Genomic DNA, 19,467 nt, shown 5'->3' on the forward strand with positions numbered 1-19,467 from the left:
GGCGGGACCGGCGCGCACTGACGCCCGAGCCGTCAGCCGCGCGCTTCCCCGTCGCCGCCGCGCCAGGCCCGGAGCACCGCCTCGATGGCGGGCGCGACCCTCGTCCGGGCCTGGTGACGCGGCACCCCCTGCATCAGCAGGGTGTCGTACGGGGTGTCGACGTGCCGTACGCCGGCCCGTACCGCGGCGGTCACCGCACCACGGTCGAGCGAGCGGCCCGCGGCCGTGCGCCCCACCCGCCCGCTGCCCTTCGCCGAGGCGTGGGCGGCGATCTCGTCGGCCCGGTCCGCCGGACAGGCCGGGAAGAGCCGCAGGATCTCCGCCCGGAGCGCCGCGGTGATCCCGGCGTCGAGGACCGCCCGCCGCTCCGCGTCCCGGGCCCGCCGCCTGGCCCGCGCCTCCGCGTCCGCCAGGCAGGTCCGCTCCGCCCCGGCCAGCGCCGCCTCCTCGACGAGGAGGCCCTGGCGCTCGTACCGCGTGCGGCGCCGGTTGTGCCGTACCACCACCGCCCAGAGGGTGCTGGCCTCGCGGGCCCGCCGGGTGAGGGCGGTGTCGCCCCGGGGCAGGAAGACCAGGTGCCCGAGGTCGGCGCAGTCCAGGCAGACCGGCGCGTTGAACTCCAGGACCATCCGCTCCAGCGGCCCCCGGTGGCACTCCGAGCAGCGGCGGCGCTTGAGCGGTTCGACGACGACCGGCGCGACGAGGTCCATGCCCGCCCCCGTCAGCGGACGCCGGGCGCGGCGGCGGCGACGAACAGGGCGAGGGCCTCCTTCGCCCGCTCGGAGCGGCGGGCGCGGTCCGCGGTCCCCACCGCCTCGTGCATGCAGTGGGTCTCCTCGAAGGCCCTCTCCGCCAGGCGCCGGGTCTCGGGGTCGTCGCACACCAACTGGACGCGGAAGAGGGCCTGCCGGGCGGTGGTGCGCTGCCGGTAGGAGGCGTAGCGGGACTCCTCGGCCTCCTCCGAACCGGGCTCCTCGACCGTCCGGAACCAGCGGTCGTTCTGGCTGTGCCGGTAGTCGACGACCGCGCCGGCGAAGGCGCTGTAGGTCGCGATCCGCTCCTGCCGGAGCTGCTCGGACCGGGCGAGCGCGGCCGTGCGCTCGGCGGCCCGCCCCTGGAACCAGTGCGTGAAGACGACACCCAGCAGGGTGCCCGCCACGGCTATCAGTGCGGCGTCCATGACCGGCCGCCCTCCCGTTTCCCTCGGCCTCTCGGACCCCTTGATCATGACAGCCGGGAGGGCCCGCGTCACCGCCCGTGTCCGCTACTGCCGGTATCCGCTCAGGAAGCGGCCGATGCGGCTGATCGCGGCGTCGAGGTCGTCGGCGTACGGCAGGGTGAGGATGCGGAAGTGGTCCGGGCGCGGCCAGTTGAAGCCGGTGCCCTGGACGACCTGGATCTTCTCCCGGAGCAGCAGGTCGAGGACGAACTTCTCGTCGTCGTGGATCCGGTGCACGGCCGGGTCGAGGCGCGGGAAGGCGTAGAGGGCGCCCTTCGGCTTCACGCAGGAGACGCCGGGGATCTCGTTGAGCTTCTCCCAGGCGCGGTCGCGCTGTTCGCGCAGCCTGCCGCCCGGGGCGGTCAGCTCGTGGATCGACTGGCGGCCGCCGAGCGCGGCCTGGATGGCGTACTGGGCGGGGGCGTTGGGGCACAGGCGCATGGAGGCCAGCATGGTCAGGCCCTCCAGGTAGTTCGCGGCGTGCCGCTTCGGACCGGTGACGACCAGCCAGCCGGAGCGGAAGCCGGCCACCCGGTAGGTCTTGGAGAGGCCGCCGAAGGTGAGGATCACCAGGTCGTCGGCGAGGGAGGCGGCCGGGTGGTGGACGGCGTCGTCGTAGACGATCCGGTCGTAGATCTCGTCGGCGAGGACCATCAGGCCGTGGCGGCGGGCGAGGTCGAGGATCCCCTCGACGATCTCCTTCGGATAGACCGCGCCGGTGGGGTTGTTGGGGTTGATGATCACGACGGCCCGGGTCCGGTCGGTGATCTTCGACGCCATGTCGTCGAGGTCCGGGTACCAGTCGGCCGACTCGTCGCACAGGTAGTGCACGGCCTTGCCGCCCGCCAGGGTGGTGGCGGCGGTCCAGAGCGGGAAGTCGGGGGCGGGGATCAGGACCTCGTCGCCGTCCTCCAGGAGGGCCTGCACGGCCATGGAGACCAGCTCCGACACGCCGTTGCCGAGGAAGACGTCGTCGACGTCGACCTCCGGGAGGCCCATGGCCTGGTAGCGCTGGGCCACCGCGCGGCGGGCGGAGAGGATGCCGCGCGAGTCGGTGTAGCCGTGGGCCTTAGGGAGCATCCGGATCATGTCCTGGACGATCTCCTCGGGCGCCTCGAAGCCGAAGAGGGCCGGATTGCCCGTGTTGAGGCGCAGGACGCTGTGGCCCGCCTCCTCCAGGGCGTTGGCGTGCTCGATCACCGGGCCGCGGATCTCGTAGCAGACCTCGTTCAGCTTGCTCGACTGCCGGAACTCCATGTCCGACCTCCCCAGTTCCAGGAATCAGCGCCACTCGGCGATGCTTGGTTTTACCAAGTTCGAGCTTGGAAAGTCCAACGACATGTCTAGACTGCGTCGCATGCCACGTCAGTCACGCCGCAGTTACGACCAGCACTGCGCCGCCGCGCGCGCCCTCGACCTCGTCGGCGACCGCTGGACCCTGCTCGTCGTCCGCGAACTCCTCGCCGGGCCGCGCCGCTACACCGACCTCCACGCCGACCTGCCCGGCGTCAGCACGGACATGCTGGCCGGCCGCCTCAAGGACATGGAGGGCGCCGAGCTCGTCACCCGCCGCCGACTGCCCCCGCCCGCCTCGGCGTCCGTGTACGAGCTCACCCCGCGCGGCCGGGACCTGCTGCCCGTCCTGCGCGCCCTCGCCGCGTGGGGGGCGCCCGACCTGGGGGAGCCGCGGCCGACCGACGCCGTGCGCGCGCACTGGTACGCGATCCCGCTCCTCGGCCCGCTCGCGGAGCTGGGCCCCGGGACCGTCCAGGTCACCCTGGACGAGGGGGAGTTCCACGTACGGATCGGGGCCGACGGCGGCGTCGCGTACGGGGACGGCCCGGCGGAGGCCCCCGACGCCCGGCTGCGGACCGACGCGGCGACGTGCCGCGCGCTCGCGGACGGGGAACTGACGCTCGCGGAGGCGGTCGCGTCGGGGCGCGCGGAGCTGGAGGGGACGGGGCCGGTCCTGGTCGGGGCCCCTGGCCTCACGTCCTGACGGACTCCGCCTCCAGGGTCTTCGCCAGGCGGTCGCGGGCCGCGGTCTGCGCCGCGATCCGCGCGTCGAGCACGGCCAGCCGCTCGCGGGCGATCTCCAGGCCGCGGGCGGACGGCGGGGCGGAGGGCACGTCCCCGTCCAGGCAGGAGCGGAAGGCGGACACGTCGTCCAGGGTGAGCCCGGCGTCCAGCAGGTACCGGATGTTCGCGACCCGCGTGACGGCGCCCTCCTCGTACACCCGGTAGCCGTTGGCCGCCCGGGACGACGTGACCAGACCCGCCTTCTCGTAGTGCCGCAGGGCCCGGGCCGACACCCCGGTCCGCCGGGCCAGTTCGCCGATGCGCAAGGACGCCACCTCCCCGCACAGTCGTACCACGGCCCGGCGGGCCGCCCCTCAGAGGACCAGCGCGCCCCCGTCGACGGGCAGGACCGCGCCGGTCGTGAAGGAGGCCTCGGGCGCGGCGAGGGCGGTGATCGCCCACGCGACCTCCTCGGGCCTGCCGAGCCGCCCCAGCGGAACGTGCGCGAGCTGCCGGGCGCGCACTTCCTCCCGCCGCTCCGGGGACAGGCCCGCGTGCCGGCCGATCGGGGTCTCGACCGGCCCGGGGGCGACCGCCACCACCCGGACTCCGGCCGGTGCGAGCTCCACGGCCCAGCAGCGGGTCAGGGTCTCCAGGGCGCTCTTGGTCGCCGGGTAGAGGGAGTTGGCGGGCCAGCCGCGCTGCCCGACGGTCGTCGACACGTTCACCACCACGCCCCGGGACTCCCGGAGCGCGGGGACGGCGGCCCGGGTGAGCAGGAGCGGGGCGACGAGGTTCGTCTCCAGGAGCGGGGTGATCACGGAGCGGTCCAGGGTGCCGAGCGGGCCGCCCGTGGCGATCCCGGCGTTGTTGACGAGGACATCGAGGCGGCCGTGGGCACCCAGGGCGGCCCGGACGATCTCCTCGGCGGCGCCCTCCGCCGTGACGTCGGCGGCGAACGGATGGATTCCGGAGTGCCCCTCGGCGGTCTCCCGCAACGGCTCCTCCCCGCGGCCGACGGCGACGACGGTCGCCCCCCGCTCCGCGAAGGCCCGCGCGGTGGCCCGGCCGATGCCGGTGCCCGCGCCCGTGACGACGACGACCCTGGTGGGTGTGGTGGTGTCCATGAATCCGATGGTCGAACGCTGACGCCAGTGACAAGGTCAAGCCATGACACCGCACGAACTGTGGACGGCCCTGCCGCAGGACGTACGCGAGCGCGTGGACGCGCTCGTCGTCCGGCGCAGACAGATCATGGCCGTCAAGGAGATGCGGGAGTCCGGGGTGGCGCCCCGCCCCGGCCTGCGCGACTGCGTCGACCTCGTCGCCGCACGCATGGAGATCCTCGCCGACCGGCTCGTACCGCTGCCGTCCCAGGACGTGGACGCCCTCGCCGGACAGGCCGCCGCGCTGCCCGGACCGCCCGTCGCCCTGGAACTGGGGTGGGACGGCGACACGCAGGGCTGGATCCTGGTGCTCGGCGCCGTCCTGCCCGGCTCGTCCGGGCGGCCGCACGCACTGGCGCAATGGCAGGAGACCGTCTGGACGGAGCCCCTCGCCACCGCGCGGGCCCTCGCGGACCGGCTCGGCGTGCCGCTGCGCGGCCCCGGTGACGACGGTCCGCCGCGCGTACGGGCAGAGTGAGGGCATGCGGTACGAGGCGATCACCTGGGACAAGCTGGCGGAGGCGCTCGCCGGACGCGTCGACGCGTCCGCCCCCGGCGACGGCGGCGCGTGGCTCAAGGTCGGCATCGACGGGCCGCCCGCCGCGCCCGGCGCCGAACTCGCCGCCGCGCTGGCCGGGGCCCTGCGGACGCGCGGGCGTCCCGTCCACCTGGCGGGCACGGACGGGTTCCTGCGGCCCGCCTCCCTCCGGTACGAGTACGGCAAGCAGGACCCCGACGCGTACTACGGCGGGTGGACCGACACCGGGGCCCTGTGGCGGGAGGTCTTCGGCCCGCTGGAGCCCGGCGGCACCGGGCGCGTGCTGCCCGACCTGTGGGACCCGGCCACGGACCGCGCGACCCGCAGCCCGTACGTCACGCTGCCGCCCGGCGGGGTCCTCCTCCTGCACGGGCCCTTCCTGCTCGGCCACTGGTTCCCCTTCGACCTCACCGTGCACCTGCGGCTCTCGCCCGCCGCCCTCGCCCGGCACACGGAGGAACCCTGGACCCTCCCGGCCTTCGCCCGGTACGAGACGGAGGTCGACCCGGCCGGAACGGCGGACGTCGTCGTACGCGCCGACGACCCGCGCCACCCGGCCTGGACGGGACTCGGGCGGTAGGGCCCGGCGGTGGGGGACACCGCGCCGGCTTCCGACCCCCGGCCTTCCGGACCCGAATTCCGAGCCCCGGCCCTCCGGACCCGCACCCCGGCTTCCGGCCCCCGGCCTCGAACCCCCGGCCCCGAGCCCCGAACCCCGGCCCTCCGGGAGCGCGCCTCAGCCGTCCGTCGGTGCCGCCGGCGGCCTGCCGCCCACCACGGTGACCGCCTCCGCGCCCGCCCGGCACCCCGCCTCCGCCGCCCTCACCGGGTCCGCGCCCGCGAGCCTGGCCGCCAGGAACGCCCCGGTGAACGCGTCGCCCGCGCCCGTCGAGTCCACCGGCCGCGCCGGAGGCGCCGCCACCCGCGCGGTGACCGCGCCGTCCTCGGCGACCAGCGCGCCCGCCGCCCCGAGGGTCACCACGACCAGCGGGAAGCGCCGGCTCAACTCGGCCGCCGCCCGCTCCGGTTCGGCGCGGCCGGTGAGCGCCCGGGCCTCGTCGGCGTTGGGCAGCAGCACCTCGGCACCTTCCACGGCCACCAGGAACCGGTCCGCGCCGAGCGCCACCAGGAACCCCGCCGAGGCCGGGTCCACGCTCACCGGAACCCCCGCCTCCGTGGCGTCCCGCAGCGCCCGCAGGGCCGTTTCGCGGCTCGGACCGGCGAAGAACAGGTACCCCGAGAGGTGCAGCCGGGCCACTCCGTCGAGCAGTCCCGGGGACCAGTCGGCGGGGGAGAGGCGCAGCGCGGCACCGCTGTCGGTCAGGAAGGTGCGCTCCGCAGAGGCGTCCACGAGCGCGATGACGGTGGCCGTCGCCGCCTCCGCGTCCCGGACGAACAGGGGGCGCACGCCCGCCGCCCGCAGCGCCCGCTCGTGCCAGTCGGCCGCGTCCGCCCCCACCCGGCCGAGCAGCCGCACCTCCCCGCCGGAACGTGCCGCCCAGCAGGCCGCGTTGGCCCCCGCGCCGCCCGGCAGGGTCCGGATCTCCGCCGCCGTGTCCGTGGCCGGTGCGAGCGGGGTCCGGTGCCGGGCGACGACGTCCGTGACCACGTCCCCGACGACGAGCAGTGCGCGCCGGGCGCGGCTCACCGGCTGCCCGTGCCGCGCGCTTCCGTGCCGTCGTGCGGTCCCCCGCGTATCCCCGTGCCGCCGACCGCCCCTCCCGCACCGCGTATGTCCGCACCGCCTGTGTCCGCACCGGGTATGTCCACCCCGTACGCCCCCGCGATCCTCGCCGCCAGCCGCACGTTCCCCCGTATCGCCGCCAGGTTGGCCTCCAGGGACGCCCCCTCCGTGTGCACCGTCAGGTATTCGAGCAGGAACGGCGTCACCGCCTGGCCCGTGATCCCCTTCTCCTTCGCCGCCGCCAGGCCGTCCGCGAGCACCCGGTCGTGCAGCCCGGGATCCAACTGCTCCGCCTCCGGCACCGGATTGGCCACGACGAGCGCCGCCCGGGGGCCTTCGAGCCGGTCCTGCGCGCGCAACACCGCCGCCACCTCCTCCGGCGTCCGCAGGGTCCAGTCGACGGGCTCGCCCGAGGAGGAGAGGTAGAAGCCGGGGAAGTGCTCCGTGCCGTACCCGACGACCGTCACCCCCAGGGTCTCCAGGCGCTGGAGCGTCGCGGGCACATCGAGGATCGACTTGACCCCGGCGCAGACGACGGTGGTCCCGACCCGGGCGAGCAGCCGCAGGTCGGCGGACTCGTCCTGCGTCTCGCTCCATCCGCGGTGCACCCCGCCGAGGCCGCCCGTCGCGAACACCCGGACGCCCGCCGCGTCCGCGAGCCAGGCCGTCGCCGAGACCGTCGTCGCACCGGTCGCGCCCGTCGCCAGGGCGGGGGCCAGGTCGCGGTGGCCCAGCTTCCGCACCGTCGGGTCCTCGGCGATCCGTATCAGCGCCGCCTCGTCCAGGCCCACCCTGGCCGTGCCGTCGACCACGGCGATCGTGGCGGGGACGGCGCCCCCGGCCCGTACCAGCTCCTCCAGCTCACGGGCCACCGCGAGGTTGCGCGGACGCGGCAGGCCGTGGGCGATGAGCGTCGATTCCAGCGCGACGACGGGACGGCCTTCGTGGAGCGCCTCCCGTACCTCTTCGGACACGTGTGTGGACATGCCCCATTCCTGGCGCACCCGGGAACCCCGCAAACCTCGGTGGCGACCTCCCGCCAACTCCTCCGGCTCCCCTCCGGATCCTCTCCCGATCTCCCTGCGGATCCTCTCCCGATCTCCCTGCGGATCCTCTCCCGATCTCCCTGCGGATCCCCCTGCGGAATCCGTCACGGACCGCCCCCGGCGACCGCCCCCGATCGCCGCGACGCCCTTGCGGCACCGACCCGGAGCGGCGGTACGGATTCCGTCGACACCGTCGGCCCCGGGCATCGTCCCTGGTGGGAGCCGTGTCCTCCAGGTGGTCCCGCCCTCGGAAGGCCTCCGGATCCCCGCTACAGTCACCGCCCATGACGACACACGACCAGCCCTCCTTCGCCGTCCACATCCCCGACGCGGAGCTCGAAGCGGAGCCGCTCGACCCCGCCCAGATCGTCTCCGGCGCGCCCGAGGTGACGGGCAAGGTGCTGTGGGAGTCCGCCGACGGCAAGCAGGTGCGCGGCATCTGGCAGATCACGCCCGGCGTCGTCACCGACACCGAGGCCAACGAGCTGTTCGTGGTGGTCTCCGGCCGGGCGACCGTCGCCGTCGAGGGTGGCGACACCCTGGAGATCGGCCCCGGCGACGCCTGCGTGCTGCGCGAGGGCGACCGGACCACCTGGACCGTCCACGAGACCCTGCGCAAGGCGTACCACATCAGCCTCTGAGGTATCTGAGGCCTCCCGAACCTCCGGAGCCTCCTCCCCGGCGGCGCCGCGCTGACGGAGACGCCTTCCGCGGGCCCGCTCAGGCCTTCCGGAGGACGCCCCGCAGGGCGAGCGCCGCCATCGGAAGGAGCAGACAGGCGGCGATCGCGTTCAGCGGTCCGTAGCCCACCTGCGAGACGATCAGGCCCGCCGCGAGGCCGCCGACCCCGGCGGCCGTGTTCATGATGAAGTCGGAGAACCCCTGGACGGCGGGCCGGGCGGCCTGCGGCACCGAGTCCGTGAGCAGTGCCGAACCGGACACGAGCCCCGCCGACCAGCCCAGGCCGAGGACGAAGAGGCCCAGGGCGACCCGGCCGTGGCTCGCCCCCGCCGTGCCCGCGACGAGCGCCGCCGTGCCGATGAGCCCGACCGCGAGCCCGATCACCGAGAGCCGTCCCAGTCGGTCGGACAGCCGGCCCATCACGGGGGAGAAGGCGTACATGCCCGCGATGTGCCCGCTGATGACGAGGCCGATCAGCCGGATGTCCGCGCCGTGGTGGGTGAGTGCCACCGGGGTCATCGACATGATCGACACCATGGCGGTGTGCGAGCCTGCGACGGTGACCAGGGCGAGACGGGCCTTCGGGGACTCCCGCACCGCCCGCATCCCGGCCCGCAGGGAACGGCCCTCGACCGTCGCCTCCCCGCCCGGGTCCCCGTCGGCCAGCGCGCGGGCGGTGAGGAGCGGGTCCGGGCGCAGCAGCAGGGCCACCACGGCCGCGGCGAGCACGAAGACGCCGGCGGCCCAGACGAAGGGACCCGCCGCGGCCGGTACGCCCAGGCCCGCGACGCTCTTCCCGGCGGGCGCCGCGACGTTCGGCCCGAGCACCGCCCCGATCGTGGTCGCCCACACCACCGTGGAGATGGCCCGGGCCCGGTGGTCCGGCTCGGCCAGGTCGGCGGCGGCGAAGCGGGCCGCCAGGTTCGCCGAGGAACCGGCGCCGAAGCCGACGAGCCCGACGAGCAGCAGGGGGAAGCTCCCGACGACCGCCCCGAGCACCACCACGCAGGCGCCCACCGCCCCCAGCAGGTACGCGAGGACGAGCCCCGCCCGGCGCCCCCGCGAGGCCATCAGGGCGGCCAGCGGCATGGCGAGCAGCGCGGGACCGGCCACCGTCGCCGTCGACGCCAGACCGGCCAGCGCCTCGGTGCCGCCGATCTCCGTGGCCAGGACGGCGGCGAGCGCGACCCCGATGGCGATGCCGAGGCCGCCGAGGATCTGGGTGGCGATCAGCACGGCCCGGACGCGCCGGCGCAGTGCCAGCAGCCCGGCGGCGGTGACGGGAGTGTGGGCGGAGGCGGATATGCGGCCGGGCAGGGTGGGGTCGGGGGCACCGGGGGTCTGGGTCACCGACGAGAGTGTGCCAGCCGTCCCACCTGATGGGAACGCCTCTCCGCCGGCGGCGACCTTCCGAACGGCGCCCCTCTGAACGGCGCCCCTTCGAACGACGCCCCTTCGAACGGCGACCCTGAGAATGACGCCCCTCAGAGCAACGCCGTCAGAGCAACGCCCCTCAGAACAGCGGTGCCGGCAGCACCCCCTCCAGGGCCAGCAGCCGCCGCTTCGTCTCCAGGCCGCCCCCGAAGCCGCCGAGCCCGCCGTCGCTCTCCACCACGCGGTGGCACGGCACCACCACCGGCAGCGGATTGGAGCCCATCGCCGCCCCCACCGCCTGCGCGGCACCCGGCTGCCCCACGCGCCGCGCCAGCTCCCCGTACCCGACGACCGTCCCGTACGGGACGCCGGTCGCCAGCTCGCGCAGCACCTGCCGGTTGAACCCGCTCGTCAGGCTCCAGTCCAGGGGCAGGTCGAGCTCGTCCGGGTCGCCCGCGAAGTACCGGCCGAGCCGGCGTATCGGCTCCGCGAGCAGCCCCGAGGCGCGCTCCACCGGCTCCGCGCCGAGCCGGGCCGCCAGCCGGTCGGGCATCCGCTCCCGGCGCGCCGCGTCCGCGTGGAACCCGACCCGCACGAGCCCCCGTCCGGTCGCGGCGAGGAAGAGCGGCCCGACGTCGCTCTCCACGACCGCCCACTCCACCGGGACGGCCCGCTCCCCGGCCGCGGCCCCCGTCGCCGGGCCCCTCTCCGGCACCGCTTCGATGTCCATGCCGACCACGCTACGACCCCCCACCGACAACCCGGACCCGAGCGCGGGAGCGGCTGTGGAAAACCTCCGGGGCCGGCCCCAAGATCACGACCCGGTCTCGCTCCGGCCTCGCGCAGGAAAAATCCCCGGTCACATGGTCGCCGCGACTTCCGCGCGCCATAATCTCGCCCCGGGGGAGTAGGAGCCGGCGGAACCGACTGTTTTCGGCCGACGTCGCACCAGGGGTGGAGGACACAGCTCATGCAGGGCACGGTCGACGGATTCAGCTACGGCCTCGTCACGCCGGTGGCCTCCTTTCTCATGGCCTGCCTCGGCGGCGCCCTCGGCCTGAGGTGCACCACCAGATCCCTGCGCCACCGCGACACCTTCAAGGCGGGCTGGCTCGTCCTCGGCGCCACCTCGATCGGCACCGGCATCTGGACCATGCACTTCATCGCCATGATGGGCTTCTCGGTCCAGCAGGCCCCGGTCGACTACGACCGGCCCATCACCTTCGCCAGCCTGGGCGTCGCCATCCTCATGGTCGGCATCGGCATCCTCATCGTCGGATACCGCGGGGCGACCGCCCTGACCCTGGTCACCGGCGGCACCATCACCGGTCTCGGCATCGCCACCATGCACTACCTCGGCATGGCCGGCATGCGCCTCCACGGGCGCGTCGAGTACGACACCGCGACCGTCGCCCTCTCCGTGGTCATCGCCGTCGTGGCCGCCACCACGGCCCTCTGGGCGGCCGTCTCCGTGCATGGATTTCTGGCCAGTCTCGGTGCGAGCCTGGTGATGGGCGTCGCCGTCAGTGGTATGCACTACACCGCCATGGCGGCCGTCAGCGTCCACCTGAACGGCGCCGGAACCCCCGCGGCCGCCACCGCTCCCGCCACCTCGCTCCTCCTGCCGATGCTGATCGGCCCGGCGGTCTTCCTCATCCTGGCCGCCGTCGTCGTCATGTTCGACCCGCTGCTCGTGATGGGGGACCCCGAGTGGCGGCGGGCCCCGGCCCGGGCCGTGCACCGTCCGGGCGTGCCCGCCCCGCGCCACGTGCCGACCCACTACGGCGAGCCCGCCGGCCGGTCCGCCCGCCCCGCCCGCCGCATGCCCGGCCGCGCCACCCGCAGGGCCGCCGCGGTCCACGGAGTGCACCGCTCCCAGGACTGGTGAGGGGCCGCCCGGAGGCCCTGCGGTGAGCCGATCGCCACCCGAGTGTCAGTGCCGGGTCGTACGGTGGTTGCATGCGGCCCGTTTCCAAGATCGAACGTACGGTGGCGCCCTTCGAGGTCGTCAGCTCCTACCAGCCCAGCGGCGACCAGCCGACGGCCATCGCCGACCTAGAGCGCCGGATCCGCGCGGGCGAGAAGGACGTCGTGCTCCTCGGTGCCACCGGCACCGGCAAGTCGGCGACCACCGCGTGGATGATCGAGAAGCTCCAGCGCCCCACCCTGGTGATGGCGCCGAACAAGACGCTGGCCGCGCAGCTCGCGAACGAGTTCCGCGAGCTCCTGCCCCACAACGCCGTCGAGTACTTCGTCTCGTACTACGACTACTACCAGCCCGAGGCGTACGTCCCGCAGTCGGACACCTACATCGAGAAGGACTCCTCGATCAACGAGGAGGTGGAGCGGCTCCGCCACTCCGCGACGAACTCCCTGCTCACCCGCCGGGACGTGATCGTCGTCGCCTCCGTCTCCTGCATCTACGGCCTCGGCACGCCCCAGGAGTACGTGGACCGGATGGTCCCGCTCAAGGTCGGCGAGGAGATCGACCGCGACCAGCTCCTCCGCCGCTTCGTCGACATCCAGTACACCCGGAACGACCTGGCGTTCACCCGCGGCACCTTCCGCGTCCGAGGCGACACCATCGAGATCTTCCCGGTGTACGAGGAGCTCGCCGTCCGCATCGAGATGTTCGGCGACGAGATCGAGGCCCTCTCCACTCTCCACCCGCTCACCGGCGAGGTCATCAGCGAGGACGAGCACCTGTACGTGTTCCCGGCCAGCCACTACGTGGCGGGACCCGAGCGCATGGAGCGGGCCGTCAACGACATCGAGCGCGAGCTGGAGGGCCGCCTCGCCGAGCTGGACAAGCAGGGCAAGCACCTGGAGTCCCAGCGGCTGCGCATGCGGACCACGTACGACATCGAGATGATGCGCCAGATCGGCTCCTGCTCCGGCATCGAGAACTACTCGATGCACTTCGACGGACGCGAGCCCGGCTCCGCGCCCAACACCCTCCTCGACTACTTCCCCGAGGACTTCCTGCTCGTCATCGACGAGTCCCACGTCACCGTGCCGCAGATCGGCGCCATGTACGAGGGCGACGCCTCCCGCAAGCGGACCCTGGTCGACCACGGCTTCCGGCTGCCCTCGGCCCTCGACAACCGCCCGCTGAAGTGGGAGGAGTTCCAGGAGCGGATCGGCCAGACCGTCTACCTCTCCGCGACCCCCGGGACGTACGAGCTCTCGCGCGGCGACGGCTTCGTCGAGCAGATCATCCGCCCTACCGGCCTCGTCGACCCCGAGGTCGTCGTCAAGCCCACCGAGGGCCAGATCGACGACCTGGTCCACGAGATCCGGCTGCGCACCGAGCGGGACGAACGGGTCCTCGTCACCACCCTCACCAAGAAGATGGCCGAGGACCTCACCGACTACTTCCTGGAGCTCGGCATCCAGGTGCGCTACCTGCACAGCGACGTCGACACCCTGCGCCGCATCGAGCTGCTGCGCGAGCTGCGCGCCGGCGAGTACGACGTCCTCGTCGGCATCAACCTCCTCCGGGAGGGCCTCGACCTCCCCGAGGTGTCCCTGGTCGCCATCCTCGACGCCGACAAGCAGGGCTTCCTGCGCTCCGGCACCTCCCTGATCCAGACCATCGGCCGTGCCGCGCGGAACGTCTCGGGCCAGGTCCACATGTACGCGGACCGGATCACCCCGGCCATGGAGCAGGCCATCGACGAGACCAACCGGCGCCGCGAGAAGCAGATCGCGTACAACACGGAGCACGGCATCGACCCGCAGCCGCTCCGCAAGAAGATCAACGACATCGTGGCGACCATCGCGCGCGAGGAGATCGACACCGAGGAACTGCTCGGCACCGGCTACCGGCAGGCCAAGGAGGGCAAGGGCGCCAAGGCCCCCGTCCCCGCGCTCGCCGCGCACGCCCCCAAGGGCCGGGGCAAGGGCGGCAGGGCGGGCTCCACGGTCGAGCTCGGCGACCGGCCCGCCACCGAACTGGCCGCGATCATCGAGGAGATGACGGACCGGATGCGCGCCGCCGCCGCCGAGCTCCAGTTCGAGGTGGCGGCCCGGCTCCGCGACGAGGTGGGAGAGCTGAAGAAGGAGCTGCGTCAGATGAAGGAGGCGGGCCTCGCCTGACCGGAGGCGGTCCGGTGTGTTGCAAGACCGACACAAAACCGGACCGCCCCTCCGCGCCGTCAGTGACCCTGCGTAGGGTGCTGACCAACCGCACGCACCGGACAGCGGGCGCGGGGGAACGCAACGAGAGGGGCACGCGCGTGACCGTGAACATGACCAAGGGTCAGGCCATCAGCCTGGAGAAGAAGGGCGGGGGCAGCCTCACCCAGGTGCGGATGGGGCTCGGCTGGCAGGCGGCGCCGCGCCGCGGTCTCTTCGGCTCGCGCACCCGCGAGATCGACCTGGACGCCTCGGCCGTCCTCTTCGCCGACAAGCAGCCGGTCGACGTGGTCTTCTTCCGGCACCTGGTGAGCGACGACGGCTCGGTCAAGCACACCGGCGACAACCTGGTGGGCGGCGCGGGACAGGGCGGCGACGACGAGGCGATCCTCGTCGACCTGGAGCGGATCCCGGTCCACATCGACCAGATCGTCTTCACGGTGAACTCCTTCACCGGCCAGACGTTCCAGGAGGTGCAGAACGCCTTCTGCCGGCTCGTCGACGAGACGAACGGGCAGGAGCTGGCGCGCTACACCCTCGACGGCGGCGGCCGCTACACCGCGCAGATCATGGCGAAGGTGCACCGGGCCGGCTCCGGCTGGCAGATGACCGCCCTGGGCAACCCGGCCAACGGCCGCACCTTCCAGGACCTGATGCCGGCGATCCTGCCGCACCTGTAGGCGGCCCGCGCACCACGCACCCACAGCTCCCGGAGGCAGCAGCCGCCGGGAGCTGTCCCGCATGATCCGCCCGGACCGGCCGCACGGCCCGGGTGCGCACGATCCGTTCGATCCGCGACCGATCCGTCGGCACCACGACGGGAAGAACCGAGGGGACAGAGCCGATGACGGCCGAGCTGGTCCGGGGGCAGAACCACCCCCTGCCCGACACCCGCCTTGAGATCCGGGTGTCGGCCGGTCATCCGGTCCTCGCCGGAGCCACCCTCGCCGACGAGGCGGGCAGGATCCCCGGCGCGGAGTGGGTCGCCCACCCCGGCGCGCCCTCGCTCCCCGGCGTCGACGTCCCCGCGGCGGCGGCCGCCGACCACCGGCTCTCCGTCGACCTGGGGGCGATGCCCGGGACCGTCCACCGGATCTCGGTCCTCCTGGCCCTGCCCGGACACGGCGGCGCCACCCGCTTCGGGGCCGTCGCCGCCCCCTTCGTCGCCGTCGCGGGTCCCGACGGCACCGAGATCGCCAGCTACACCCTCACCGGGCTCGACAGCGAGACCGCCGTCGTCGCCCTGGAGCTGTACCGCCGCCAGGGCGCATGGAAGGTCCGCGCCATGGGCCAGGGGTACGAGGGCGGGCTCGCCGCCCTCCTCGGCGACCAGGGCCTGGAGCGGCCCGCCGACGCGGCCGCGGCGATCCTGGCGGCCGCCGCCCCGGAGCCCGCCCCCGCGGCGGCCGCCCCGCAGTCGCGCGTCCCCGAGCCGGAGCGGGTGCCGCGGTCGACGTCCCCGGCTCCGGAATCCGGGCTCCCGGCGGCCCCTGAATCCGGACTCCCGGCCCCGGTGTTTCCTGCCGGATCGGACCACCCCACGCCCCTGGCCACCCCGGTCGTCCCGGCCCCCGCCGCACCGACCGCGTCGGACCCCACGCCCCCGCCCCCGCCCCTCCCGCCGGTCGTCTCCGACCCGACGCCGACCGTGCCGGTGACCCCGCCGCGGGGCACGGACACGCGGACCCCGGGCGGCCCCGTCGACTACTCCCACCCCCGCCGCGGACCGGCCGCGCCGGAGCCGCCGCAGGCCCCGCCCCAGGCGCCGCCCGTGCCGGTCGCCGGGGACGCCTCCGGCTGGTCCATGGACGAGCGCCTGTACAACCAGGTGTGGGGGATGTTCGAGGACCTGGCCCGCACCGCCGCCGCCTACCGCAGCGCCTGCGACTTCGCCGAGTCCCGGCTCGACCGGGAGCTCGACCAGACCCTCTCCGACTACCGCGCCCGGAACGGGGGCGCGAACGACGCCGCCCGGGCGGCGGCCCGGGCCCGGCACGACGAGCTGGTGGAGCGGGCCCGGACGGTCCTGGACCGGGACCTCGCCCAGCTCGCGGCCGAGTCCGAGGTCGTCGAACCGGCCCTGCCGCCCGCCTACGCCCGCTGGGACAACCCCGTCTGGCACGCCTACCGGGTCCCGGCCGAGGAGCCACTGGCCGTCCGGCTCGGCGACCTCCACCTGCCCGAGCGGACCGACCTGCGGATCCCCATGCTCGTCCGGCTGCCGCTGGAGCGGGGGCTGTGGGTGGACAGCGGGCGCGGGCACTCGGAGGCGGCCGGTCTCCTCGACGAGGCCGAGCTGCGGCGGCTCGCCCTGGACAGCGCGGTCGCGCACGCCGCCCGGCTGCTCGCGGCGCACCCGGCGGGCGGCTTCGCCGTCCACGTCCTCGACGCGGCCGGGGCGGGTGCCGCGTCCCTCGCCCCGCTCGTGGAGTCGGGAGTCCTCGCGGCCCCGCCGGCCCGGGGCGCGGCCGGCGTCTCGGCGGTCCTGGAGCAGCTCACCGAGCGGGTCGACCTGCTCCAGATGGCGCTGCGGGGCGGCGCGGCCGACGCGCTGCCGCCCGGTCTGGACACGGCCCGCCAACTGCTGATCGTGCACGACTTCCCGCACGGCTTCGACGACCGGGCGGTCACCCGGCTCCGGTACCTCGCCGACGAGGGGCCCTCGGTCGGCGTCCACCTGCTGGTGGTGGCGGACCGGGCGGACGCGGCCGCGTACGGGCCGCTGCTCGACCCCCTGTGGCGCTCGCTGCTGCGGCTCACCCCCGTCCCCGACGACCACCTCGCCGACCCGTGGGTGGGACACGCCTGGTCGTACGAGCCGCCGCTGCTTCCGCCGGGCAGCGGGGTCCTGCGGCAGGTCCTCGCCCAAGTGGCGGCAGGTCGCCAGGAAGGGCGGTTCTGAGCTGGCGTCTTGATGATCCTTTACCCTGCCCTTTACCTTCTCTTGGTGTTTCGGGTAGTGTTCTTCACGCGGAGGGGAGTACTCCCCAAGCGCGGCGTGCCCGTCAGTACGGAGGGATCCCAGTGATCCGATCCCGGGGCGTCGGCCCGGCGGAGGTCAGCCCGCCGCCCGGGTGGAAGAGACCTCCGGCAGCGACGACGCTGATCAGTAGCCGTACGACGCCGGAGGCGCAATGGACGTTTCAACGACCATGTGGGTCCTGACCATTCTCGGTCTGGGTGCCCTGATCGGTGCCGACTTCTTCATCGGGCGCAAGCCCCATGACGTGTCGGTCAAGGAAGCCGGAATCTGGACGATCGTCTGGATCGTGCTCGCCGCGCTCTTCGGGCTCGGCCTGCTGTTCTTCGGCAACGCCCAGGCCTCCGGCGAGTTCTTCGCCGGATACATCACCGAGAAGTCGCTCAGCGTCGACAACCTCTTCGTCTTCGTCCTGATCATGGCGAAGTTCTCGGTCCCCTCGCACCTCCAGCAGCGCGTGCTGCTCGTGGGCGTGCTGATCGCCCTGGTGCTCCGCGCGATCTTCATCGCCGCAGGCGCCGCGATCATCGCGAGCTTCTCCTGGGTCTTCTACATCTTCGGCGCGTTCCTGATCTACACCGCCTGGAAGCTCATCCAGGAGGCGCGCTCCGACGAGGAGGAGGACGAGTTCGAGGAGAACCGCCTCCTCAAGAGCGTCGAGAAGAAGTTCGGCGTCGCCGACCGCTACCACGGCACCAAGCTCTTCATCCGGGCCAACGGCAAGCGGGTGATGACCCCGCTGATGGTGGTCATGCTCGCCATCGGCACCACCGACATCCTCTTCGCCCTCGACTCCATCCCGGCGATCTTCGGCCTCACCCAGGACCCGTACATCGTCTTCACCGCCAACGCCTTCGCCCTCATGGGTCTGCGGCAGCTCTACTTCCTGATCGGCGGCCTGCTCAAGAAGCTGGTCCACCTCAGCTACGGCCTGTCGGTGATCCTCGGCTTCATCGGCGTCAAGCTGGTGCTGCACGCCCTGCACGAGTCCGGGGTGCACGTCCCGGAGATCTCCATCCCGGTCTCCCTCGCGGTCATCTGCGGTGTTCTGATCATCACCACGATCACCAGCCTGATCGCCTCCAAGCGGCAGGCCGAGCGGGAGGCCGCCCAGAGCGTGGCCGACGCCGAAGGCACCGAGAAGGACAGCATCGGCGCCTGACGCGGCACACACGGCGACGGCCGGCCCGGGATCCCCCTCCCCGGCCGGCCGTCGCCGCTCTTCCACGCCTCACCGGGCCGGTACGGGCTCCTCCACGGCGGCGCGTGCCGGCAGGGTCTCCGGGAGCAGCGCGAAGCAGCCCAGGCTGACCAGGGCCACCAGGGTCAGATAGGCCGCCACGCCCCACGGCGGGCCGGAACCGCCCTCGGAGAGCGCGGTGGCCGCGAGAGGGGTCAGGGCGCCGCCGAGGACGCCCGCGAGGTTGTAGCCGACGGCCGCGCCCGTACAGCGGACCCGGGGCTCGTACAGCTCCGGCAGGTACGCGGAGACCACCGCGAACATCGTGATGAAGGCCAGCAGCGCGCCCAGGAAGCCGAGGAACATCAGCGCCGGCCGCGCCGTGTGCAGCAGCGCCACCATCGGGAACATCCAGAGCGCGCAGCCCGCGCACCCGGCCAGGCAGAGCGTCCGGCGGCCCCAGCGGTCGGCGAGGAGCGCAGCGAACGGGGTGGCCGCGCCCATCACCGCCACCGCCGCCATGACGCAGCCCAGCATCACCGGGCCGCTCAGGCCGAGCCGCCCGGTGCCGTAGGCCAGGGCCCAGGTGGAGACCGCGTAGAAGACGGCGTACCCGACCGCGAGGGCCCCCGCCGTCAGCAGCACGAGCCGCCAGTGGTCCCGGACGACCTCGGCCAGCGGCGCGCCCGCCCGCCGCCCGGCCGCGGACAGCTCCTCGAACTGCGGAGTCTCCGCGAGCGAGGAACGCAGCAGCAGCCCGCCCGCCGCGAGCAGCCCCGCCGCCCAGAACGGCACGCGCCAGCCCCAGGACCGGAACTCCGCGTCGCTCAGCCCGGCCGTGAGCCCCAGCATCGTCCCGTTCGCCAGGAGGAAGCCGACCGCCGGGCCGATCTGCGGGAAGCTCGCCCACAGCGCACGCCGGTGCTCCGGGGCGTGCTCGGCGGTGAGCAGCACCGCCCCGCCCCACTCGCCGCCCAGGCCGAGCCCCTGGAGGAAGCGCAGCAGGAGCAGCAGCGCGGGGGCGGTGACGCCGAGCGTCGCGTACGTGGGGACGCAGCCGACCGCGACCGTGGCGCAGCCGGTCAGGAGCAGCGAGGCGAAGAGGACGGGGCGCCGGCCGTACCGGTCGCCGACGTGGCCGAAGAGGACCGAGCCGAGCGGCCGGGCCACGAACCCGGCGGCGAAGGTGCCGAACGCGGCCAGGGTCCCGGCGAGCGGGGAGAAGGACGGGAAGAAGAGCGGCCCCAGGACGAGGGCGGCGGCGGTCCCGTAGACGTAGAAGTCGAAGAACTCGACGGCGGTGCCGATGAGCGAGGCGGCGGCGATCCGGCCCATCGAGGGGCCGGGGGAGGGCGACGGAGAGTGACGGCGGTGCATGTCCCGCGATCTACCCGCGGGCCACCCCGTCCACGGGGGCGTGCGGAAGCGCGCCGCTGGTGGAGC

The 19,467-nt window shown here is 74.1% G+C and carries 19 protein-coding genes; 9 read left to right on the forward strand and 10 right to left on the reverse strand.

Annotation, left to right across the window (positions count from 1 at the left end):
- Window positions 1–32 precede the first annotated feature (32 nt).
- From ACFYNX_RS09755 to ACFYNX_RS09765, 3 genes are all read right to left on the reverse strand, one after another.
- Window positions 33–710: a DUF2293 domain-containing protein gene (locus ACFYNX_RS09755; protein WP_388659450.1), complete on the reverse strand. Its 678-nt coding sequence runs from the start codon at window positions 708–710 to the stop codon at window positions 33–35.
- A gap of 11 nt (window positions 711–721) precedes the next feature.
- Entirely contained in the window at window positions 722–1,180 is a 459-nt protein-coding gene (locus ACFYNX_RS09760) for a hypothetical protein (protein WP_388659453.1), read from the reverse strand.
- A gap of 84 nt (window positions 1,181–1,264) precedes the next feature.
- Entirely contained in the window at window positions 1,265–2,476 is a 1,212-nt protein-coding gene (locus tag ACFYNX_RS09765) for a pyridoxal phosphate-dependent aminotransferase (protein ID WP_356546322.1), read from the reverse strand.
- 100 nt (window positions 2,477–2,576) lie between these two features.
- Here ACFYNX_RS09765 and ACFYNX_RS09770 point away from each other — a divergent pair, with 100 nt between their 5' ends.
- Window positions 2,577–3,218, forward strand: a complete 642-nt coding sequence (locus tag ACFYNX_RS09770) for a helix-turn-helix domain-containing protein (protein ID WP_365540863.1) — start codon at window positions 2,577–2,579, stop codon at window positions 3,216–3,218.
- Here ACFYNX_RS09770 and ACFYNX_RS09775 read toward each other — a convergent pair.
- Together ACFYNX_RS09775 and ACFYNX_RS09780 are read right to left on the reverse strand one after the other, a co-directional pair.
- Complete coding sequence (locus tag ACFYNX_RS09775) at window positions 3,208–3,564, reverse strand: MerR family transcriptional regulator (protein ID WP_388659457.1); 357 nt, start codon at window positions 3,562–3,564, stop codon at window positions 3,208–3,210. The two genes, ACFYNX_RS09770 and ACFYNX_RS09775, sit on opposite strands and share 11 nt — an antisense overlap.
- 48 nt (window positions 3,565–3,612) lie before the next feature.
- A complete protein-coding gene (locus tag ACFYNX_RS09780; protein ID WP_388659459.1) occupies window positions 3,613–4,365 on the reverse strand; it encodes an SDR family NAD(P)-dependent oxidoreductase in 753 nt (250 codons plus the stop codon).
- Between the two features lie 43 nt (window positions 4,366–4,408).
- On the opposite strand from ACFYNX_RS09780, the gene ACFYNX_RS09785 reads away from it, so the two are divergent.
- On the forward strand, window positions 4,409–4,882 hold the full coding sequence (locus tag ACFYNX_RS09785; RefSeq protein WP_388659461.1) for a hypothetical protein: 474 nt from the start codon (window positions 4,409–4,411) through the stop codon (window positions 4,880–4,882).
- A 4-nt stretch (window positions 4,883–4,886) separates the two neighbouring features.
- On the forward strand, window positions 4,887–5,522 hold the full coding sequence (locus tag ACFYNX_RS09790) for a uridine kinase (protein ID WP_388659463.1): 636 nt from the start codon (window positions 4,887–4,889) through the stop codon (window positions 5,520–5,522).
- Between the two features lie 156 nt (window positions 5,523–5,678).
- Here ACFYNX_RS09790 and ACFYNX_RS09795 read toward each other — a convergent pair whose 3' ends face one another.
- Both ACFYNX_RS09795 and ACFYNX_RS09800 read right to left on the reverse strand, forming a co-directional pair.
- A complete protein-coding gene (locus ACFYNX_RS09795) occupies window positions 5,679–6,590 on the reverse strand; it encodes a carbohydrate kinase family protein (protein ID WP_388659466.1) in 912 nt (303 codons plus the stop codon).
- On the reverse strand, window positions 6,587–7,612 hold the full coding sequence (locus tag ACFYNX_RS09800) for a pseudouridine-5'-phosphate glycosidase (RefSeq protein ID WP_388659469.1): 1,026 nt from the start codon (window positions 7,610–7,612) through the stop codon (window positions 6,587–6,589). The genes ACFYNX_RS09795 and ACFYNX_RS09800 overlap by 4 nt, the downstream gene beginning before the upstream one ends.
- A 344-nt stretch (window positions 7,613–7,956) precedes the next feature.
- Here ACFYNX_RS09800 and ACFYNX_RS09805 point away from each other — a divergent pair, with 344 nt between their 5' ends.
- Window positions 7,957–8,313, forward strand: a complete 357-nt coding sequence (locus ACFYNX_RS09805) for a cupin domain-containing protein (RefSeq protein ID WP_388659471.1) — start codon at window positions 7,957–7,959, stop codon at window positions 8,311–8,313.
- A 79-nt stretch (window positions 8,314–8,392) separates the two neighbouring features.
- Here ACFYNX_RS09805 and ACFYNX_RS09810 read toward each other — a convergent pair whose 3' ends face one another.
- Window positions 8,393–9,703 (reverse strand): MFS transporter, encoded by a 1,311-nt coding sequence (locus ACFYNX_RS09810; RefSeq protein ID WP_388659473.1) that lies wholly within the window; start codon window positions 9,701–9,703, stop codon window positions 8,393–8,395.
- Between the two features lie 163 nt (window positions 9,704–9,866).
- The gene (locus ACFYNX_RS09815; RefSeq protein WP_388659476.1) at window positions 9,867–10,457 is read right to left on the reverse strand and encodes a methylated-DNA--[protein]-cysteine S-methyltransferase; all 591 of its coding nucleotides are present in this window, start codon (window positions 10,455–10,457) and stop codon (window positions 9,867–9,869) included.
- A gap of 240 nt (window positions 10,458–10,697) precedes the next feature.
- On the opposite strand from ACFYNX_RS09815, the gene ACFYNX_RS09820 reads away from it, so the two are divergent.
- The 5 genes from ACFYNX_RS09820 (at window position 10,698) to ACFYNX_RS09840 (ending at window position 18,006) form a co-directional block, all read left to right on the forward strand.
- Window positions 10,698–11,615, forward strand: coding sequence for an MHYT domain-containing protein (locus tag ACFYNX_RS09820; protein ID WP_388659479.1), 918 nt, complete (start codon window positions 10,698–10,700; stop codon window positions 11,613–11,615).
- Window positions 11,616–11,686: 71 nt separating this feature from the next.
- Window positions 11,687–13,825 (forward strand): excinuclease ABC subunit UvrB, encoded by a 2,139-nt coding sequence (gene uvrB / locus ACFYNX_RS09825; protein WP_365540850.1) that lies wholly within the window; start codon window positions 11,687–11,689, stop codon window positions 13,823–13,825.
- A 140-nt stretch (window positions 13,826–13,965) separates the two neighbouring features.
- The gene (locus ACFYNX_RS09830) at window positions 13,966–14,544 is read left to right on the forward strand and encodes a TerD family protein (protein ID WP_030205232.1); all 579 of its coding nucleotides are present in this window, start codon (window positions 13,966–13,968) and stop codon (window positions 14,542–14,544) included.
- 164 nt (window positions 14,545–14,708) lie between these two features.
- Window positions 14,709–16,766 carry a TerD family protein gene (locus ACFYNX_RS09835; protein WP_388659482.1) on the forward strand — a complete coding sequence of 686 codons (2,058 nt, stop codon included), beginning with the start codon at window positions 14,709–14,711 and terminating at the stop codon, window positions 16,764–16,766.
- A 232-nt stretch (window positions 16,767–16,998) separates the two neighbouring features.
- The gene (locus tag ACFYNX_RS09840) at window positions 16,999–18,006 is read left to right on the forward strand and encodes a TerC/Alx family metal homeostasis membrane protein (RefSeq protein WP_365540846.1); all 1,008 of its coding nucleotides are present in this window, start codon (window positions 16,999–17,001) and stop codon (window positions 18,004–18,006) included.
- A 69-nt stretch (window positions 18,007–18,075) separates the two neighbouring features.
- Here ACFYNX_RS09840 and ACFYNX_RS09845 read toward each other — a convergent pair whose 3' ends face one another.
- Entirely contained in the window at window positions 18,076–19,359 is a 1,284-nt protein-coding gene (locus tag ACFYNX_RS09845; protein ID WP_388659796.1) for an MFS transporter, read from the reverse strand.
- Window positions 19,360–19,467: the final 108 nt, after the last annotated feature.

This window comes from Streptomyces sp. NPDC007872, from assembly GCF_042868165.1.
Lineage (GTDB): Bacteria > Actinomycetota > Actinomycetes > Streptomycetales > Streptomycetaceae > Streptomyces.

Excerpts from the sequence above, each read along its gene's own strand:
- ACFYNX_RS09755 (WP_388659450.1), bottom strand. The coding sequence starts at position 710 with ATGGACCTCGTCGCGCCGGTCGTCGTCGAACCGCTCAAGCGCCGCCGC.
- ACFYNX_RS09760 (WP_388659453.1), bottom strand. The coding sequence starts at position 1,180 with ATGGACGCCGCACTGATAGCCGTGGCGGGCACCCTGCTGGGTGTCGTC.
- ACFYNX_RS09765 (WP_356546322.1), bottom strand. The coding sequence starts at position 2,476 with ATGGAGTTCCGGCAGTCGAGCAAGCTGAACGAGGTCTGCTACGAGATC.
- ACFYNX_RS09770 (WP_365540863.1), top strand. The coding sequence starts at position 2,577 with ATGCCACGTCAGTCACGCCGCAGTTACGACCAGCACTGCGCCGCCGCG.
- ACFYNX_RS09780 (WP_388659459.1), bottom strand. The coding sequence starts at position 4,365 with ATGGACACCACCACACCCACCAGGGTCGTCGTCGTCACGGGCGCGGGC.
- ACFYNX_RS09785 (WP_388659461.1), top strand. The coding sequence starts at position 4,409 with ATGACACCGCACGAACTGTGGACGGCCCTGCCGCAGGACGTACGCGAG.
- ACFYNX_RS09790 (WP_388659463.1), top strand. The coding sequence starts at position 4,887 with ATGCGGTACGAGGCGATCACCTGGGACAAGCTGGCGGAGGCGCTCGCC.
- ACFYNX_RS09800 (WP_388659469.1), bottom strand. The coding sequence starts at position 7,612 with ATGTCCACACACGTGTCCGAAGAGGTACGGGAGGCGCTCCACGAAGGC.
- ACFYNX_RS09805 (WP_388659471.1), top strand. The coding sequence starts at position 7,957 with ATGACGACACACGACCAGCCCTCCTTCGCCGTCCACATCCCCGACGCG.
- ACFYNX_RS09815 (WP_388659476.1), bottom strand. The coding sequence starts at position 10,457 with ATGGACATCGAAGCGGTGCCGGAGAGGGGCCCGGCGACGGGGGCCGCG.
- ACFYNX_RS09820 (WP_388659479.1), top strand. The coding sequence starts at position 10,698 with ATGCAGGGCACGGTCGACGGATTCAGCTACGGCCTCGTCACGCCGGTG.
- uvrB (WP_365540850.1), top strand. The coding sequence starts at position 11,687 with ATGCGGCCCGTTTCCAAGATCGAACGTACGGTGGCGCCCTTCGAGGTC.
- ACFYNX_RS09835 (WP_388659482.1), top strand. The coding sequence starts at position 14,709 with ATGACGGCCGAGCTGGTCCGGGGGCAGAACCACCCCCTGCCCGACACC.
- ACFYNX_RS09840 (WP_365540846.1), top strand. The coding sequence starts at position 16,999 with ATGGACGTTTCAACGACCATGTGGGTCCTGACCATTCTCGGTCTGGGT.
- ACFYNX_RS09845 (WP_388659796.1), bottom strand. The coding sequence starts at position 19,359 with ATGGGCCGGATCGCCGCCGCCTCGCTCATCGGCACCGCCGTCGAGTTC.